Annotated in this window: 18 protein-coding genes; 12 read left to right on the top strand and 6 right to left on the bottom strand. The window is 43.6% G+C overall.

All coding sequences use genetic code 11. The features are described from left to right. Positions 1–27: 27 nt before the first annotated feature. From Q0668_RS08325 to Q0668_RS08335, 3 genes are all read right to left on the bottom strand, one after another. Complete coding sequence (locus tag Q0668_RS08325; RefSeq protein WP_298862709.1) at positions 28–657, bottom strand: CDP-alcohol phosphatidyltransferase family protein; 630 nt, start codon at positions 655–657, stop codon at positions 28–30. A 167-nt stretch (positions 658–824) separates the two neighbouring features. Beyond that, positions 825–1,610: a ZIP family metal transporter gene (locus Q0668_RS08330; protein ID WP_298862712.1), complete on the bottom strand. Its 786-nt coding sequence runs from the start codon at positions 1,608–1,610 to the stop codon at positions 825–827. 80 nt (positions 1,611–1,690) lie between these two features. Continuing rightward, positions 1,691–1,978 (bottom strand): hypothetical protein, encoded by a 288-nt coding sequence (locus tag Q0668_RS08335; RefSeq protein ID WP_298862714.1) that lies wholly within the window; start codon positions 1,976–1,978, stop codon positions 1,691–1,693. Between the two features lie 297 nt (positions 1,979–2,275). Here Q0668_RS08335 and Q0668_RS08340 point away from each other — a divergent pair, with 297 nt between their 5' ends. Beyond that, a complete protein-coding gene (locus Q0668_RS08340; protein ID WP_298862717.1) occupies positions 2,276–3,919 on the top strand; it encodes a hypothetical protein in 1,644 nt (547 codons plus the stop codon). Between the two features lie 7 nt (positions 3,920–3,926). After that, positions 3,927–4,673, top strand: coding sequence for a creatininase family protein (locus tag Q0668_RS08345; RefSeq protein WP_298862720.1), 747 nt, complete (start codon positions 3,927–3,929; stop codon positions 4,671–4,673). Positions 4,674–4,876: 203 nt separating this feature from the next. On the opposite strand, the gene Q0668_RS08350 is transcribed toward Q0668_RS08345, so the two are convergent. From Q0668_RS08350 to Q0668_RS08360, 3 genes are all read right to left on the bottom strand, one after another. After that, a complete protein-coding gene (locus Q0668_RS08350; protein WP_298862761.1) occupies positions 4,877–5,827 on the bottom strand; it encodes a polysaccharide deacetylase family protein in 951 nt (316 codons plus the stop codon). Beyond that, positions 5,827–6,708 (bottom strand): class I SAM-dependent methyltransferase, encoded by an 882-nt coding sequence (locus Q0668_RS08355; protein ID WP_298862722.1) that lies wholly within the window; start codon positions 6,706–6,708, stop codon positions 5,827–5,829. The genes Q0668_RS08350 and Q0668_RS08355 overlap by 1 nt, the downstream gene beginning before the upstream one ends. 77 nt (positions 6,709–6,785) lie before the next feature. Next, positions 6,786–8,048: a hypothetical protein gene (locus tag Q0668_RS08360; protein ID WP_298862726.1), complete on the bottom strand. Its 1,263-nt coding sequence runs from the start codon at positions 8,046–8,048 to the stop codon at positions 6,786–6,788. Positions 8,049–8,516: 468 nt separating this feature from the next. Here Q0668_RS08360 and asnB point away from each other — a divergent pair, with 468 nt between their 5' ends. The 10 genes from asnB to Q0668_RS08410 form a co-directional block, all read left to right on the top strand. Continuing rightward, positions 8,517–10,355 (top strand): asparagine synthase (glutamine-hydrolyzing), encoded by a 1,839-nt coding sequence (asnB, locus tag Q0668_RS08365; RefSeq protein WP_298862729.1) that lies wholly within the window; start codon positions 8,517–8,519, stop codon positions 10,353–10,355. 46 nt (positions 10,356–10,401) lie between these two features. Then, positions 10,402–11,091, top strand: coding sequence for a sugar transferase (locus tag Q0668_RS08370; protein WP_298862732.1), 690 nt, complete (start codon positions 10,402–10,404; stop codon positions 11,089–11,091). 624 nt (positions 11,092–11,715) lie between these two features. Further along, the gene (locus Q0668_RS08375; protein WP_298862735.1) at positions 11,716–12,801 is read left to right on the top strand and encodes an O-antigen ligase family protein; all 1,086 of its coding nucleotides are present in this window, start codon (positions 11,716–11,718) and stop codon (positions 12,799–12,801) included. Between the two features lie 194 nt (positions 12,802–12,995). After that, positions 12,996–13,724 carry an acylneuraminate cytidylyltransferase family protein gene (locus Q0668_RS08380; RefSeq protein ID WP_298862739.1) on the top strand — a complete coding sequence of 243 codons (729 nt, stop codon included), beginning with the start codon at positions 12,996–12,998 and terminating at the stop codon, positions 13,722–13,724. A gap of 50 nt (positions 13,725–13,774) precedes the next feature. Further along, on the top strand, positions 13,775–14,926 hold the full coding sequence (locus Q0668_RS08385; RefSeq protein ID WP_298862744.1) for a LegC family aminotransferase: 1,152 nt from the start codon (positions 13,775–13,777) through the stop codon (positions 14,924–14,926). Between the two features lie 8 nt (positions 14,927–14,934). After that, positions 14,935–15,561 (top strand): acetyltransferase, encoded by a 627-nt coding sequence (locus Q0668_RS08390; RefSeq protein ID WP_298862747.1) that lies wholly within the window; start codon positions 14,935–14,937, stop codon positions 15,559–15,561. Beyond that, positions 15,558–16,568: an N-acetylneuraminate synthase gene (neuB, locus tag Q0668_RS08395; RefSeq protein WP_298862750.1), complete on the top strand. Its 1,011-nt coding sequence runs from the start codon at positions 15,558–15,560 to the stop codon at positions 16,566–16,568. The genes Q0668_RS08390 and neuB overlap by 4 nt, the downstream gene beginning before the upstream one ends. Further along, positions 16,565–17,731 (top strand): UDP-N-acetylglucosamine 2-epimerase, encoded by a 1,167-nt coding sequence (gene neuC / locus Q0668_RS08400; protein WP_298862753.1) that lies wholly within the window; start codon positions 16,565–16,567, stop codon positions 17,729–17,731. The genes neuB and neuC overlap by 4 nt, the downstream gene beginning before the upstream one ends. A gap of 100 nt (positions 17,732–17,831) precedes the next feature. Then, a complete protein-coding gene (locus tag Q0668_RS08405) occupies positions 17,832–18,956 on the top strand; it encodes a nucleotidyltransferase family protein (RefSeq protein ID WP_298862756.1) in 1,125 nt (374 codons plus the stop codon). A gap of 38 nt (positions 18,957–18,994) precedes the next feature. Next, the coding region (locus Q0668_RS08410; protein ID WP_298862758.1) for an SDR family NAD(P)-dependent oxidoreductase at positions 18,995–19,355 on the top strand (361 nt) is incomplete at its 3' end.

Consider the following 19,355-nt stretch of genomic DNA (forward strand, 5'->3'; position numbering starts at 1 on the left):
ACGATTCATTCGAATATATCAGAAAAACTACAATTTCTTGCGGATTTTGTAGAATCCGGTCAGGGATTTCCAGGCCAACAGGATTGTGAAAAACCAGAGTAGGTAGTTCAATGTCCCTGGAAAGAGATAGACCTCTACCAGAAACCAGGCATATACGATCAACCGCGGTCGAATCAGCCAGCTGTAAGGGATGGCCATTGAACTGCGGATCATGGCAAAGACTACGACCAGCGTGTAGAAAAACAGATATAAGCTACCGGGAATTACATTGATGAGTCCGTAGTGAATCATGGTCATGGTGGTAAAAGCAACGATGAGTTGATCCGATGTGGTATCGGTAAAGGATCCACGATTACCGGCGGTTCCCGTCAAGCGAGCTAAAGGGCCATCGATGCCATCGAGCAGTACATGCAGTAAGAGTAGGCCAAACGCCAGAGGTTTTGCCAGATTCCAGTTTAGGCCATAAATAAAGCAAAAGCCGAGTCCACATAAAAGTGACAGGCAGGTGAGATGATTAGGAGTGATTCTGCATTTTACAAAGAGGTTCAACAATGGCAGAAACAGTCGATGTCGTTGTGCCTGTGAAGAATCCATCATGGATTTCTCACCGCTGGCATAGACCGAGACTTTACTATCATTTTTCTCGCTGGAAGACACCTGTGTGACCCCTTCATTGTTCCTTGATCACAAACAAATTCATGAAAATTAGTTTCATTCTCTCAGGCGTAAAATAATAGAGGAGATCACCAGTTATTTTTGAAAAAATCAGAATGTCGGTGATCATCGTAAATGCTAAATGCGACTCAGAGCTTGAATCCAAACGTTCAAAAACGATGGGCTTCACCGACCATAAATCGAACGAGTGCCGTTATTAAGAGACCGGCGACCATTGCCAGAAAACAATTTCGTTTACGGCAATGTTCGATCAATGCGGCGTGTTTCATTTCGTGCATCGTCCCCATGTAGAGGAAGGTGCCGGCGCCCAATGCGAGAACAGTTGCTTTTATTAATGTCGTGGAAGTGGTGAGTTCATTGTGTACGAATCCACCGAAAATAATCCCCAATGGAGTGATCAATACAAAAAAAGTAAATAAGACCACCGTTTGAGATCGTGAGAGAGTGCTGCGTACCATTGTGAGCATTAAAGCAAACGCAGCGGTTCCTTTATGGAGAATAATGGCGATGAAAATCAAGGTGGCTCCGATATTATCACTCAAGCCTAAGGTGGCACCTAAAAAGAATGAAGGAAGTGCGATCATCGTTGTCATGACTAACGGAATTCTTGCGGGCAATCGCTCATGATCCACCTCATTTGCGATCGAGTGCATTGTCATGTGTTCCATCGCAAGCAGGCTCAAGAAGGCAAGAATGGCTATTGCAGAACCGATTGGGTAATTGATTTCGGGTAGCTGTTTCTGGAAGATATGGAACGCAGAAGGGAGTAGCATTGTGAGCGAAAGTGCAAGAAACACTCCCGCTGAGAACGCTTCACCTCGTGGAAACCCACCCTTGGTCCGGACCCGCCCCGGTTTGGCAAATGGATAATAGGCTCCCGCTAAAGCGATGAGTAGGATCAATACAAGGTAAATCCATTGTATGGAAGTTAACATAGCGGGCCAATTTATTGAAGCGATGATAAACGAGAGCTTAAGTGAATCGATTCTCTGAATAAGAAGTTCAACAGGATTGATCAACTATCGGGATTTTCAAACAGTTGATCCAAGACTCCCGATGCTTTCGCTTCTTCAAAGTTTCTGCGAAACACTTTCTCCGATTCTGGATCGAGTTGGGGAGGATGGCCGTTCTCCTTCGTATATTCGCCCATCGATTCCAGTGAAACCTGATCAAAATAATGGTCGCTCATGGCCATCGAGACGATCAGCTCTTCGTCTGTTTGTGGTTTTGCCTGGCATTGATCACAGGGAAGAAATGAGCCAAATTTTATATGGCCACATTGAAAGCAGACAGCCTTTGTCATCTCGATTCCTTTGATGTTTTTGCTGGTTTTCTGGTTTCCGTATCGTGACGTTCTCTTGGCGAGAGCTCAATTCAGAGGGGATCTCTTTTTTGGCAGTATATCAAACTTTGGGAAGAAAAACTCGGAGATTTATTATGTTTCCTTTTTATATGTTCGGGTTTTGATATTATGGGCTGAACGACCTATTGAGTCTCGAAAACAACTGGTTGTATCCCATTGACACTCTATTACGATCTCACCTGACAACGAAATGAATCGTTGTGATATTTTACCAATAATTATTGAATTGATTGCAAGATGCATTACCTTGATTATGGCGTCATTCTGGCTTATCTGGTCTTCACTGTCGGTTTGGGATTCTATTTCGGTCGCAACCAGTCTCGAAAAGAATTTTTTGCTGCCGGCAATTCCATGGGTTGGCTACCTGTGGGGTTAAGTGTGATGGCGACACTATTTTCTTCAAACAGTTTCGTGATGTATCCCTCAATCGCCTATGGGAGTGGCTTGCGGATCTGTTTGTTTCTGGTCGCAATTTCGTTGATGGCACCGATTATTTTGTGGGTTTTTATTCCGGTATACGCGCGTTTGAACTGTCAGACGGCGTATGAGTATCTGGAACGTCGCTTTCACGTTTCTGTGCGTTCCCTGGCCAGCGGTCTGTTTATTTTCCTGCGCATAGGCTGGATGGCGTCTGCGACTTATGCCGCTTCTGTGGTCCTGGCAAATGTGATGCAGGTCTCACAAGTTTCGGTGATCGTCGTATTAGGAATTGTTTCTATTTTCTATACAATGTTAGGCGGTCTGCGGGCAGTGATGTGGACTGACGTGATACAGTTTTTTATCTTCACGTTGACAATAATATTAACACTTGGATTAATCCTCGCACAAACCGATTCCGGAGTATCGGGTGTAGTATCAACATATTTTGAAGGTCGGAGTAATCTGCTGATTGATTTCACTCCTTCCATGACTCTGGAGTATGGGAGTTGGGCTATTTTGTTCGGCCTGTTTCTGGAGGGACTTTCTGCTTTTGGGGCAGATCAGGTTGCCGTTCAGCGATATATTGCTGCCCGCTCTGAGAAAACATCACAAATTGGATTCATGATCAATATTATTGGGATGTGGACGGTGGTTCCCGGTTTGTTGGCCATTGGCGTCGGACTTTATACTCATTATCACCAGTTTCCCGAAGAAATGGTGTCGGTGCTGGCAACAGAACTCAATGGCGAATTGCCAGACTGGCGAACGAGCCCAAGCGCTGAGGGAAAGGGTCTCTCTGTTCCCGATTACTACAAATCGTATCCTGAATATGTAGCCGAGGATATTCGGAAACTGAAACTGCAGGATCAGGCTCTACCTCAATATGTCAGACTACATTTTCCTCCTGGAGTGGTAGGCTTATTTTTAGTGGCGTTGATGGCGGCGGTGATGTCCAGTATTGATTCGGGAATTCATTCAGTGACGACTGCTTTGATGGTTGATTTTCGTGATCGGCATTTTTCTCATTGGAAACCGGAAAACAATAAAATTGAAGTCATGCAGGATCGCGCATTGGTGGTCTTGATTGGTGCGCTTTCGATAATTCTGGCTTGTAATGTAGGGCATATGGGTGACGTGTTTGCGATTGGGAAAAAGGTTACCGCTGGTTTTGGTGGGCCTTTGCTGGCAATGTTTATCCTGGCGCTGTTTTTCAAGAACTCAACAACGAAGGGCGTCATGGTGGGAACCTTGTCCGGGGCTGTGATTACCATTTCGTTGATGTATGGTGCCCCTGACTGGTTTTCGGTCTGGTTTTGGCCAATCGGTTTTGGTTTAACAATGGTAATTGGTCTGATTGTCAGCGTGTTGACAAATTCTGGCCAGTCGGCTTCTGCTGAGGAGCCACTTACGTTTTGGAATGTGATCCGGGGACGTTACAAAAAATCGGATGAAAGAGAGTGAGGCTTCGATGAAATATGCGGAAATGACTGCAGTGGAACTCAAGAATATTTCGCGTGAGGAAACACTCGTAGTCCTGCCAATCGCTGCCGTTGAGCAGCATGGTCCTCATATGCCGACGGCAACAGATACCATTATCTGCACTGCAGTTGCAGAACAGGTCGAGCAAAATCTCAAGGAGTCGGTGTTGTTACTGCCGACTCTCTGGCTTGGTGCGAGCCAGCATCATCTGCGCTGGGGTGCCACATTAACCTCTCGTGTGGAGAATTACGAAACGTTACTTTGTGAGATTTGTGAATCGTTGCTGGACGACGGATTTCGTCGCGTACTGATTTTAAATGGACATGGTGGAAATATCGGTCCGATGCAGATTTCATTACGCCGTTTGCAGATTCATTATCGAAATTGCCAGTTAATGGCTGCTTCGTACTGGTCAATTGCGGAACAAGAGATCGCTTCATTGATGGAAGGGGAATGCAAAACGGTTGGCCATGCCTGTGAGGCAGAAACGTCGCTGGTGTTGCACCTCCGTCCGGAGCTAGTGCACAAATCTAAAATTGAAAATTTTATTGATTATGCGCCCGATATGATCGACGGCGTCTATCTCTGTAATGACATGTATCAGCGAACGCAAAAAGGGGCTACCGGACGTCCTGATTTAGCCTCTGCAGAGAAGGGGGGGCAGATGTTTTCTGCGATTGTGGAAAAGGTTTCCAAAGTGATACAAAAATTGTCAGAAGACCCATTTTTTGAGTAGAGATAGAAATTTTGTCTGTTGTGATCAGCCAGGTTTAAGCAAGATATTGAGCTAGATGGGCTGCAATTTATAACATGCTTGTTTTAATGAAAGCCATTTGTCCTGAGAATAATTAAATGGCTTCTAGGTGACGCTGATATTCACACCAAATTTTGTATCATTTTCATGTTTGCGCTATTACCATTCAAATACTGTTATTGAAATCACTGAGGGAAATCGTTTGTATCAAATCGATTCATTTCAAACGTCAGTTTCGGGTCTAAACTTGATTTTCCGACTTTCGTCGTAAATCCAATAGCACAATTTTTCCGATGAAGAATCTCAATCGTGTGATTATTATAAGCGCCATATGGATAACACATAATCCATTTTTCTGTTTGAGTGCCGACCTTTTGGAGAAATTTGAGCGACCTGTCAATTTCTTGTTCCTGGATGACTTCGTCGACTGAATCGAGCCAAAAATGGTGATACGTATGACTGCCGACATACATTCCAGATTGTATAAGATTCTGAATTTCATTTGTTGTCATATATAACTCTTTACTAAACTCTTCTTCCGATTTACCAACATATTTATCAAACAAAATTGTTGTTATTTCAGAACGTAGCTCAAAAGGAAGTTCTTTTTGAAGCATTCGTTTAAAAAAAATAACCTCAGCGGGATCATACCGATTCGGTTTAGCGAGTTTTGCTATGCTCTGGTTAAGAAATGTTTCGGAGAAACCCCTTAGGCGGAGTTCTTTGAGAAGATCGTTGAAGAGTTGAGTAGGATCAGTTGCCGAGGCCAATATAAAGTGAATGGAATTAACATCCAGTAAAGTATTCTCTTCAATTGGTTGTACTGGAGGAAAAAAACACGCATTCATTTTGCGTTTCAATAATTCAGGCAACACATATTCAATGTGGTCTTTGTAGCCATCATCAAAAGTAAGTAAACAGGCATTTTTTGGAAAATCGTTTACTTCACCGGTGACATACCCAATAAGCTGGTCAGCGGAAATGACTTCGTAATTACTGGATAAGAAGTCTAATTGTCTCTTAAATCCATCAAATTCGAGTCCTTTGAGATTGGGGTAATTCGAATTTTTGATCTGCCTGACATAATGATACATAACCGTGGTCAATTCGCCATCGATTTGCGCGTCTTCTTTCATCACTTGTTAATGGCCTCTATTACATACGAAGAAGAATAAGGGACAAGACGATGGTTAGAGATCATTTTTTCAGATGCAAATCGAGCAATTTCTTTATGAACTCCCATGACTTCACTATCGTCCATAACGTTCACTGGAAATGGATGAAGATGGACGGGGTACAGAGAAGTGACTGTGAAGCCTGCGTTTTCCAATTTATTTGCCAGGTCGCTAGGAGTGAATTGGTATCTTGTATCAACACCAATCCCGGTCAAAGGGTGTTTATCGGGCTGAACATATTCAGAGTTTAGATTTCTGATACATTCAATTGCTTCCTCCTGAGAACTGCTCGTATGTATTGCAATGGCTTCTTCAATTAGCGATGGAAGTGTTCCCAAGTCTTTTTCAATTTGCGTAAATTGATTGATTGAGTGGACATTAAAAAGCCGATTACGCGAACCGATCGCGACAGCTCCCCCCTTATTACAAATGGTATTTAAGAATGCTAAGAATTCATCCAGTTGTTCTAAAGAAATATATTCGATAAATCCTTGCGCACTAATTACATCAAAGGATTTCTCGCTCTTGAATTCAAAAATTGAACCGCAAATAAATTCTGCGGAAGCAGACGCTCTTTTATTATTCTCTTTAGCGATTTCAATCATATCGTCAGCGAAATCGAGTCCCAACGAATGCCAATGATTATTGGATGCTTCAATGGCTAATTGCCCGGTCCCGCACCCTACATCAAGTAATGAAGATTCGTTTGGGTATTTCTTCATTGTTTCAAAAACAGCGAGGTGGCGGTTTTGAATAGTGCTGTAAACCTCATCTTCAGCTTTTACTTGCCATGCCTTAGCGTGCGATTTAAAAAAACGATATGTTTGATCTTGCTGTGTCATCAATTTATCCTGTTAGTAGTATATAGTTTTTAGTTGAAAATCGGATATTTCATTTTTCTGGCAATTCAAGTTGTTTATCAAACTACCCTAGACAGTTTGGAGGATTGTAAGGCCTGAACCACAACGTCTGCGATGCGAATATGAGATTGACCATCACAATTCCATGCTTTACGAACATCTGCACCGCGTTGATTTTGGGTTTCGATGGAGTCTTTTTTTAGTTTTGACAATGCTTCGATTCCCTCGTCTACAGTAATCGAGAATGTACTCCAGTTATATAGATTCAAAGGGATTGCATGAGTAGTATAATCACGATTTGAGTGAAACAAGGCGACTTGTCTGCCGAGTAGTGCTGCCTCAACTGCAACTGTTGATTTATGTGTGATTAATGCATCGCTGGCTTCCACAGCCACGGGAAGTGGTGTGTTTTGATTTAAAAAAGCCCTGTTTCCCAGACGAGTGATAACTCGTTCTGCAATCTGATGATCACTATTAGGATGTGGTCTGACTGCGATTTTGAACGAGGGTTTATTGGTAAGAACTTGCTCTAGGCTCTGGACAATTGTTTCTTCAATTTCGTCCCAGATAGGTTTCATTGCATAAAGTGCCAGCATTTCATCAGGTTTAACATGATGCTGAATTCGCCAGGATGCAGCCTGGCTTTCTGCACTTGAGATTTTATTAACCCAATCAAAATTGGGGTTCCCTGTGACAATAATGTCGTCCGGATTCAGGCCTCGATCAACAAGAATCGATACGGCTTGTTTAAACGGAACACAAACATAGTCTGCGGGAATATCATTGTATGCTCCAAAGCCAAACAGATCCAAGACACCTACGGACGGGACACCAAGTTCAGCGGCAACTCGAATCGAAGCCAATTCAGCTCTTGGAGAATTTGTGGTTAGCAGTACATCTGGTTGCATGCGGTCAAAGAGTCGACGAATGGGAGCTAGGGGTAAAAAGGCCTGTCTCCCCTTTTGCGTAAATTCTTTTTTTGCTTCTACTACGCCAAGCTGATCTTCCAGATCTGCATAGGAAAGTCCCAGATAGGCAATTGATTCTTCGAGGGATTGAACTTTACTGTCTTTGTGCATCTCTTCAGCTAATCTTATTCCGTGTTCGATCGCTCGAGAATCTTCCGGTTGGATTAGTTCTTTAAATCCAATCGGGGTTAATCCCGCCTTTCTCAACGAAGCCGCTGCAGTCGTCAGGCCGAGTACATGAACATCATAACCAAGCGATTTGAGATGTTTTAGAACCGGGATCAGCATGAGGACATGACCACCCCCATAACAGACCGCTAGCACGCACTGTTGTTTTATGTTTCGTAAAGTCATTTGTGGGTCTGATAAATCGCTTTCATGTGCCAGTTTCACTGTCGTTTTGAACTTATAAACTGTGGGGATTAACTAAGAAACCCATGATTCTGTCAAGATGAAATCAATTAGAACACTTTGGGTTAGGGTGGATTTGGAGTTACCAGACGAAAGTTTTATTGCGTACATGATCAAAAGTGAACATTTGGAATGATTGGAGAGTTGGCTTTTCTATTTTACTCATTTTCCCATCTAGTACTCTATTACATCAGGTGGGCCCTCAAAATTGATCTTCCTCTAAAACCCAACAATGTTGAGAATGCACGACTTCAATCTTCTGACAGAGAAAATAGGTGAGTGATTCAGTTCAACGATCTGATACGAAAATGCAGATCTGAAATGTTGAACGATCATAGTGCGACATAATATAGCACAAGATGGAACAATTACTTTTGAACAATGATGTTCACGGGATAGGATGGATTCGGTATGTGTGGAATTATTGGTGGGTTTGATCGTGAGAGACGCCCGTTTGGAACGGCTCTGGCGGAACGGGCTTGCCAGAGAATGGTACATCGTGGCCCCGATGATCGAGGTTTCTTCGAGGCGGATGGAATTCTGTTGGGGAATCAGCGATTATCGATTTTGGATATTTCTGGTGGCCATCAACCCATGTTTTCAGATGATCAGCAGATTGTCGTAGTGCAGAACGGTGAAATCTATAACTTCAAAGAACTGGCAAAAGGACTCGATTGTCGAACGAACTGTGATACGGAAGTGATTCTTAGACTCTATGAGCGAGATGGAGAAGATTTTGTAAAACAACTCAATGGGATGTTTGCCATTGCGATTTTTGATCGGCGGAAAGAGTCACTTTTACTTTATCGCGATCGTATCGGTCAAAAACCTCTCTATCTGCATGATGACGGAAAGCGCTTCCTGTTTGCTTCAGAAATCAAATCTCTGTTCGCAATGGGAGTTGCAGCGGAGATGAACTGGGAAGGCTTTGATGCTTATCTGACTTATAATTTTGTGCCTCCTCCTGTGACTCTCTTTAAAAATATCAATCATCTGATGCCAGGTCACATGCTGAAAATGGGACCGCAGGGTACTTCGGTCCGTCGTTGGTGGAATCTGGCAGAAATGCCGGTGGAAAGTCGGACAGAGGATTCCTGGTGTGAAGAAATAATTGATACATTACAGTCAGCGATCAAGCTTCGTTTACGGGCGGATGTTCCACTAGGAGCTTTTCTCTCTGGAGGTATCGATAGTTCGTCAGTTGTTTCTCTGATGAGCCAGGAATTGCCTCATCCCGTACAAACTTTTTGTATTGGGTTTGATGACCCTCGGTTTGATGAATCACAGTATGCTCAGGAAGTGGCAGATCAATGTGGGACCAGTCATACATGCGAAGTCTTGAACCCCAATTTAACAGAGACCTGGCCTTTAACGATCTATCACAATGACCAGCCTCACGGAGATGTCTCTTTCATGCCCACCTATTGGGTCAGTCATCTCGCCCGAAAATCGGTCAAAGTGGTTTTAACCGGGGATGGTGGTGATGAATTATTTGCTGGTTATGATGTGCATCGAAACTTTTTTGCGAATCAGGATTTGACACTGCCTCGCGAACAGATCGAAGCTGCCTATATCAACGCTATCAGCTTGTTGTCACCAACGGCAAAGGATTCACTTTACTCTGTAGATGCAAAAAGAGAACTGGGAGAATTCGATGCCTCCCGTTTTGCAACGTCTCACCTGGAAGAATTTCGTGATCTGGATCCGATCAATCAGGCATTAGCCCTTGATACAAGGCTGTTACTGCCGGGGAATAATCTCGTGAAACCCGATAAGATGGCCATGGCCGTTTCTCTAGAGCCGCGTGCACCCTATTTGGATTATCGCATGGTCGATTTGGCATTCCGTATTCCGGGCTCTCTCAAACTCCGCAATGGAGTGACAAAATCTATATTGAAAAAAGCGTGCGAAAAAATTCTGCCCTCTAATATCATTTATCGTAAAAAGCAAATGTTTACAGTTCCGATTGGGGAATGGTTTAAACGAGAGTTATCGCCATTTATCAAAGAAGTTCTACTTTCGTCGCGATCTATGGAGAGAGGTTTCTTTCGGGCAGAGAGAGTAAGTCAGATGATTGAAGAACATCAATCGAATAAAGTCAATCATACGCGCGCGATACGTGCACTTTTAGCAGTTGAGCTCTGGCAACGCACATTCATTGATGAAACTTTTGATCATGCACCCAATTATTCAGAATTAGGAATCACAAGTTCGGTTAACTTTGAAACCGTGACAAAAAAAGCTGCCTGAATTAGAGACCTCTTTTCAATTAATTTTCATGTTATGAGTGACAATCATGGACGATCTGAATCTATCGCAAAAATCAAGCCATGCTCAAAATTCAATCCAGGGTCGACCTCACTTCGATCCTCATTTGATCAAAGTCGAGCAATGCTCCACGGATGGTATCGAAAAAACAGGATATTTGTTAAAACGTCCCATTGATTTTATATTGAGCGGTTTAGCGCTCGTTGTATTGTTCCCCGTATTTCTGACTATGGCGCTGATCATTAAGTTGACATCGCCTGGGGCCGTTTTTTTTCGTCAGGAACGTCTGGGAGTGGGAGAAAAACCGTTTATGATCTTGAAGTTCCGGTCAATGAGATCTGATTCAGAATCGACGGGTCCTCAATTTACATCAACAAACGATTCCCGAATTACCGGCATTGGAAAATTCATTCGTAAAACGAGCTTGGATGAAATTCCTCAGTTGATCAATATTTTTCGAGGAGAGATGAGCTTAATTGGCCCGCGTCCCTATGTTGGCTTTGAACTGGCAGATGTTTCTCAAGCAAGTCGGCAGCAGCGGGCAAGCATACGCCCTGGTGTATCTGGTTTGGCCCAGGTTTCAGGCAGAAGCCAGCTCTCGCAGAGTGCGGTGATCGAATATGACCTTGATTATGTAGAAAAATGCAGCCTGATGCTTGATCTACGGATCGTGTTGAAAACGATACAAAAGGTGATCTCCTGCGATGGAACCAATTGAGACAGTTTCGAATGTACTGTGAGGATGTATTGAGAGTCGAATCTTGAAAGTCTGTAGTAAAAGTGTCTCTCTTTCATCATTCACAGCTTGAGGGATGAGGAAAGCTATTGCTTAATTAGTGATATAACTGATTGTACATTCGTGGTTTATGTGATATGTGATATGTGCTGTGGTCGGCAATGAGGAAGCGTGTAGCACGAGTTCTTTCCCTCATCGAAATAAAAGCCTCAATTCTTAGCCGATTTCGGGGCATAAATTAGTATCGCATTAGATCAAAAATCATGTTATTTAAGCTTTAATTCTGTGTCTGGCATTGAGGTTCAGGCGTAAGACAGAAGGAGTTTTGAGTTCACAAATCATTTTGTTAAGTTGGTTCATCGGATCTGACTCATGCACGTCTTTGAGGGCAATTTAAAGCGAACTGGTCCCGGTTTTTTAAAGGATTGGAATCGGTCATTTTTTAAAGAGCAAGTTTGCCTAGTTGGAATAATATTCTCAATTCTATCAGGATTCACAATTCCTGTCTCAACAAGTCTAACGTCCCTTTTGAGTATTGGCGTCTTGATTTGCTGGTTTGTTTCCGGCCAGTATTTAGTAACACTTGAACTATTTAAAAAATATCGAGTGGCAACTCTTTCACTGCTGTTCTTTGGATTTCTTTCCGTCGGGTTGATTTACACTTCTGAATCGCTTTCGGTCGCTTCCAGAAATTTGTTTAAATATCGTCAGTTTCTGCTGATACCGATTTACTTGTCATTTTTTCTTGATCCAAAGTCACGTCGACGTGGCATCCAGATGTTTGAACTGGCCATGATTGTTACCTTAATCGGTTCAATCGTATATACATTCATTCCAGCAGATTATGCGAATGTTGAGATCCTTGAGCGCTCCGTTTTTAAGAACCGAATTACTCAAAATATTCTGATGGCATTTCTTGCGTATCTCGCTGCCTGGAAGTTTCTGGAAAAGCCGCGACAACGTTGGCCTTATGCGATCTTGGCATTGGTTGCTGCCTTTAATGTGATTGCGATGGTTTCCGGTCGGTCTGGTTATCTTGCTTTGGGAGTTCTGATCTGTCTGTTGATGTATCAAAAGTTGGGTTACAAGGGCATTGTTCCAGCTCTCCTTTGTGTGGGAGGAGTGGGGTTTGTTGCTTATGAGCAGTCAGAAAAATTTCAGCTTCGCATTAATCAGGTGATTACTGAGATTAAGGAATATAAAACCACGGAAAATCGGAATAGCGGTGTCAATTTACGGATGGAGTTTTATGAAAACAGTCTGGATTTAGCTAAAGCAAACCCCATCTTAGGTTCAGGCATTGGTAGTTTTGGATTGAAGTATCAGCAGTTGATGCGGAAAAAAGGACAACTTCCTACAGCGAATCCACACAACGAATATGTGATGCTGCTTGTTCAAAATGGCGCCGTGGGAGTTTGCCTGTTTTTATCTTTCTTTTGGGTTGCCTGGCGCGCCACGCGATTATTGACCGGATTTGATAAGGCCCTTGGGCAAGCGGTGCTTGCCGTTTATCTTGTGGGTTGTTTGGTTAATTCGCTGATGTTAGACACGACGGAGGGGAGTCTGTTTGGTTTTCTGGTGGGACTATCGTTTGCCGGGGGCGCAGCTCTAGTTGGTGAACAAAGCGAATCTGTCCCTTCGGAATCGTCTCCTGAAACTGAAGAACCGGCCATTGTGCGTGATGCTGCGTGATCTGTATTCTCATGACAGAGTGAGTTAAAAGAGGGCGAGTAGGTAGCTTGCTTTGTTTCTATCTTTACACAAAAAGTCGTTTCAATTAATATCCTCAGTTCGTCAAGCTGAGGCAGCGCGATCATCATAAATCTTTTTTGGAAGTGATTTTATCTCACAAACAAAGTCGAGCGAATGAAGAAGGGGGGCCATGGATGGCCGGTGTGGTTGGATTAATCACTGCACGAGGTGGCTCGAAAGGGGTGCCTCGAAAAAATATACAAGTACTGGCTGGAAAGCCACTCATTGCGTGGACAATCGAGGCGGCATTGCAAAGCCAGGAATTAGATCGTGTCATTGTTTCTACTGATGACAGGGAGATCGCGTCAATTTCTCGGCGGTATGGGGCAGAAGTTCCTTTTCTTCGCCCGCTCGAACTGGCATTAGATGCTTCCAGTCATGTCGATGTTATTTTACATGCCATTAACTGGCTTGCTCAGAACGAACAGTACGATACGAAGTATATTACATTACTTCAGCCGACATCTCCCTTCCGAATTGCAGACGATATTGATGGTGCGATTCAATTTGCCAGAGAGAAAAATGCGAAGTCAGTGATAGGAATGATGGAAGCGCCAAGTCACCCTGTTTGCTTACGCGGTATGAATGAAGAAGGGTTACTGTTGGAACTTGTTCCTGAGCAGGAAGAGTCTGCACTTCGCAGGCAAGTGTTAACAGAAGTGTATGCCTTCAACGGAGCATTGTATGTATTGGAGGTTGATTCCTTCAAGGAGAGTGAAACATTTCGCCCCTATCGGGAAACCTATGGATACAAAATGCCGCCAGAGAGATCCTGGGAAATTGATACTGAATGGGAATTTTTAGTTGCGAGCTTATTGATGGAAAACCAAGTCCAATCTTCACGCGTTCCTAAGGCAGCTTAGTGAATAATTCTGGAATGAGTCCACTTTTTTGTTATTGAATTATGCAAATAATGCACGATCTGGTCCCTTTGTCGATACCAAATATTTCCGGGAATGAGTGGAAGTATATTAAGGACTGTCTCGATACGGGGTGGGTTTCCTCCGTCGGATCTTATGTCGATCAATTTGAGCAAAATGTGAGTCAATATGTCGGAACCGATGATGGTGTTGCGACAGTCAATGGAACAGCAGCGCTGCATCTCAGTCTGCTGGCTTGTGGGGTACAAGCTGGTGATGAAGTACTTGCACCTTCCTTTACATTTATTGCGCCGATCAATGCCATTCGTTATTGTAACGCGTCCCCTGTGTTTATCGGGTCAGATTCACAGACTTTTTGTATGGACGTTAACCTGGTGAGAGAGTTTCTTTCCCGGGAATGTGTTACAAGGGATGGCGTGCTGCGGAACAAACAGACCGGTCGAAAAATCAGTGCTATTTTGCCGGTCCATATTTTTGGTCATCCGGTGGATATGGCACCTTTAAATGAAATCTCAGACCATTATCACTTGCCAGTCATTGAAGATGCGTCAGAGAGTCTAGGGTCTGAATACCGCGAAAAAAAGACAGGCTCGCTGTCGACCATCGGTTGTTTTTCTTTCAATGGAAATAAAATTATCACGTGTGGTGGTGGCGGAATCGTTACTACCAATCAGAAATCACTGGCAAATCGAGTTCGACATTTAAGTACGCAGGCAAACAAGAAACCATTTGAATATGAACATGATGAAGTTGGGTACAATTATCGGCTGACTAATATTCAAGCGGCATTAGGAGTGGCTCAGCTCGAACAGCTCGAATTATTTCTTAAAATCAAAAGAAAAAATGCCAGCCTTTATCGGGAATTGCTGGCGGAAATCCCTCAAGTTGAATTGGCCTGGGAAGCACCCTGGGCCAAAAGTAACTTTTGGCTCTGTACCTTGATTGTTCCACCGGCAGACCGAAAGCCGCTCATGGAATATTTGCTTGCGCAAAACATTCAGGTGCGTCCGGCCTGGAAGCTGATACACACGTTGCCCATGTATCAGGATTGTCAGTCTTATGCGATGGAAGAGACCGTGTCTGCCTTTGAAAGATGCATCTCGATTCCATCCAGTGTTCAGCTGACTTTTGAAGATATCAAGTTTGTTGTCGATTGTATAAAGACATATTTTAATCAGTCATGAATCAACTCATGAACTCAATAATATTGCTTGGTGGTGGAGGACATGCAAAGGTTCTCATTGATCTGATTAATCAGCGGAATGATTATCAGATAACGGGTATTCTTGATCCGGATCTGGAAGTAGGTCTGCAAATCAAAGGAATCTCTGTTCTGGGAACAGATGCAGAGTTATCCGAGCTGTACGATCAGGGTATTCGGAATGTCGCGATTGCGGTAGGTAGTGTTCAATGCAATTTACTGAGAAAATCATTATTCGATCAGAGTCGGGAAGTCGGATTCGAGATACCTGCTCTGGTGCATCCGCGGTCCCTTGTTTCATTAGATGTGAAAATTTCCGCCGGTGTTCAAGTTATGGCAGGAGCCATTATTCAGACGGATAGTACGCTTGGTGAAGGAGTTGTAATCAATACCGGGGTTCAGGTGGACCATGATTGTTGCATTGGAAGTCAGGCTTTTCTTTCACCGGGTGTTGTTCTCAGTGGAGGAGTTACTGTGGGTAATAATGCATTTCTCGGTGCGGGGGCAGTGGTCATACAAGGTGTGGAAATTGGAGAGAATGCAGTGGTAGCAGCCGGTGCTGTTGTCGTACAGGATGTAGCGAATGGAGCTTTAGTCAAAGGAGTGCCAGCAAGATGAGTGTGTTTATAATTGCTGAGGCAGGAGTCAATCATAATGGGGATGTGGAAACCGCTAAGAGAATGATTGACGCAGCGGTGGATGCCGGTGCGGATGCGATTAAATTTCAAACATTCAAAACAGAAAAGCTTGTTTGCAAGTCAGCGCCTCAGGCCGAGTATCAGATTAAAAACATTTCAGCAAATGGCGAGACTGCGACTCAGTTCGATTTATTAAAGAAACTGGAAATCAATCGAGATGCTCATCGGGAACTATTTGATTACTGTCGTCAGGCGGGGATAGTATTTATCTCAACACCGTTTGATCTGGAAAGTATTGAACTTCTCAAGTCCCTTGGTCTGGAAATGATTAAGGTTCCCTCAGGCGAAATTACTAATTACCCGTATTTGAAAAAAGTGGGCAAGACGTTTTCCAGGGTTGTACTCTCAACAGGAATGGCTGATCTGGGAGAGATTGAGGATGCATTGGAGATCCTGATAGAGAATGGTGTGAATCGCAAAAATATTACAGTATTACATTGCAATACGGAATATCCCACTCCCATTCAGGATGTGAATTTACGCGCCATGCTTTCGATTCGGGATGCCTTTGATGTTAAAGTTGGCTATTCGGATCACACATTGGGAATCGAAGTATCGATTGCAGCTACTGCGCTGGGGGCCACAGTGATCGAGAAGCATTTTACTCTCGACAAGAATATGGAAGGCCCTGATCATGCTGCTTCGCTGGAACCCGAAGAACTAATGATGTTGGTAAGGGGAATTCGAAACGTGGAAAAATCGTTAGGCAGCCCGATTAAGAGACCTTCTTTTTCCGAATCAAAAAATAAGCCGATCGTACGTAAAAGTATTATTGCGGCAAAGTTTATCAAAAAGGGAGAGTCGTTCAGCGAACGAAATCTCTGTGTCAAACGCCCGGGTACAGGTCTCAGTCCTATGAATTGGGAACAGGTGATCAATCAGGTTGCCAGACGCGATTTTCTCGAAGACGAAATAATCGATCTATGAATAAAACAGTCTGTCTGGTAACCGGTTCACGTGCAGAATATGGGTTGCTGAGACCTCTGATCGAAGAGATTCTTTCTGGAGCTTCCTTCACACTCCAATTGCTTGTCACAGGTTCGCATTTATCACCTGAGTTTGGTCTCACATATCAAGAGATTGAAGCCGATGGTTATCGAGTTGATGAGAAAGTGGAAGTGATCATGAGTTCCGATTCCCCAGTCGGTATCTGTAAATCGATGGGGTTGGCGTTGATCAGTATTTCCGAAGCCTATTCTCGCCTGCAGCCAGATTTGGTCATTGTCTTAGGTGACCGTTATGAAATATTCAGTGCTGTCTCCGCTGCTCATATCAGCCGAATCCCGGTTGCTCATCTACATGGCGGTGAGGTAACAGAAGGAGCCTTTGATGATGCATTGCGTCATTCCATTACGAAAATGAGTCACTTTCACTTTACTTCTACGGAAGTATATCGACAAAGAGTGATTCAGTTAGGAGAAAGTCCGGACCGTGTTTTTAATGTCGGGGCGATTGGTTTGGACAATATCCGAAGTTTGAAATTATTGTCCCGGGATGAATTGGAAACAGCGATCGGATTGAATCTCAATCGCCGCAACCTATTGTGCACATTTCACCCAGTCACTCTGGGTGAAAATAGTTCGATTCAACAGTTTCAGTCACTTTTAAATGTATTAGAAGAGTTGGAAGAGACAAATCTTATCTTTACCCAAACTAACGCAGATACGGATGGCCGTGTTATCAATCAGTTGATCGAAGAGTTTACGCGAAAAGACGTTAATCGATACAGGTCTTTTGTGAGTCTGGGGCAATTACGGTATTTATCGGCGATGAAATATGTAGATGCGGTGATAGGAAATTCCTCGAGTGGCATCATCGAGGCTCCCAGTTTTGGGATAGGTACTGTCAATATTGGCGACCGTCAGACAGGGAGAATTAAGCCGGAATCAGTAATTGACTGTGAACCAACTGAAACCGGTATAGCTTCAGGACTTAAAACATTGTATTCTCCGGAATTCGAGAGACTCCGCGAGAATGTCATTAACCCCTATGGCGATGGTCAAACGTCACTGAGAATCGTAAACATACTCAAGGAAAAGTGCGTTGGTCAGACAACTCAAAAGAAGTTTTATGATCTGGTGCAGGAATAGAACTCAGCCCCTTCCTGATTCAGGTAGTGAGTCGGGGAATAGGATAGACACCAAGGTAGAGTGCACCTTGTAAATGAGATGCAGGCCAGGGATGGACTCAATGCAAAAATGTCTAATTAATGAATCTGTTGATATCCGGGAAGCGATACGCGCTATCGAAGCAGGTCATAAAGGAATCGCCGTTATTACAAATGCGAACGGATGTTTGCAGGGAGTGGTGACAGACGGTGATGTCCGACGTGCTTTGCTTACAGGTCTTAAACTCAAAGATCCCGTGACGTCGATTATGAATCGCAAGCCGACGAAGGTTGAGAAGGGCATGTCTCGATCTTCGATTATTGCATTGCTACAACAGGGGGGGCTGGAAGCGCTTCCCATGGTCGACTCTAAGAATTGTGTGGTGGATGTCATTCTGCTGACAGATTTAACACAAATATCAGATACAGGAAAAGCGGAAGGTTTTAGCAGCGCCTTAATTATGGCTGGTGGCGAAGGTCGCCGGTTATTACCACTCACCGAGAACCTGCCCAAACCTCTGGTCGAAGTTGGAGGCATGCCACTCATTGAGCGTCAGGTCCGCAGGGTAGCCTCTGCTGGTGTGAACAGGATCTACATTGCAGTCAACTATCTTGCAGAAATGATTGAATTACATCTGGGAAATGGAAGTAAGTATGGAGTTGAAATTCACTATCTGCGTGAACAGAAAAAGTTAGGGACTGCGGGCGCTATGTCTTTAATAGAAGATTCACTGGATGGTCCCTTATTATTGATGAACGGAGATGTATTTACATCGATCGATTTTCGGAACTTGCTTGATTTTCATTCAATTAATAACCCTTTAATGACAGTGGCTGCCATCGATTATCACGTTGAAATTCCGTATGGCGTGATCAAAACAAAAGGGTCTTTTGCCGTGGGCCTGGAAGAGAAACCATCTCAACAATTTTTGTGTAATGCCGGGATCTATGCCATTTCACCTGAAGCAGTGAATCAAGTTCCTAAAAATCAATCTTATAACATGACAGATTTAATTGAGTTGAGCATTTCTCAAGAGCCGGGTGTTGCCGTCTTTCCAGTTCATGAATATTGGTCGGATATCGGAACACATGCCGAACTTGATAAAGCACGTACAGAATTAAAGTTTGTGAAAGATACGTTAGGTGAGTTAAAAGAGTTTGATGAGAGTGCAGTGAATCTGGGTTTGAATCATCGTAGAGCTGCTTAATCTGGTAGTCATCATCTATTATATTTAAGAAAAGTATCATGTCGGAGTCGTTAACTGGTCAACGGGTATTGGTTACTGGAGCAGATGGTTTCATTGGAAGTCATCTGGTTGAGCAACTTGTGCAGAGTGGAGCCAGAGTACGGGCACTCGTATATTACAATTCATGGAACCAGATTGGATGGTTGAATGATGTCTCCCCTGAAGTCCTGCAATCGATTGAAATAATTCAAGGAGATATCCGGGATGCTGAACGGATCAATGGAGCTGTGGAACTCTGCAATTATGTTTTTCATTTATCGAGTTTGATAGCGATTCCTTACAGTTACGTTGCAGCGCGCTCGTATGTAGATACGAATGTGACTGGCGCTCTGAATGTATTACAGGCCTGCCGAAATTCAG

It is taken from the genome of uncultured Gimesia sp. (assembly GCF_937910335.1).
Taxonomy (GTDB): domain Bacteria; phylum Planctomycetota; class Planctomycetia; order Planctomycetales; family Planctomycetaceae; genus Gimesia.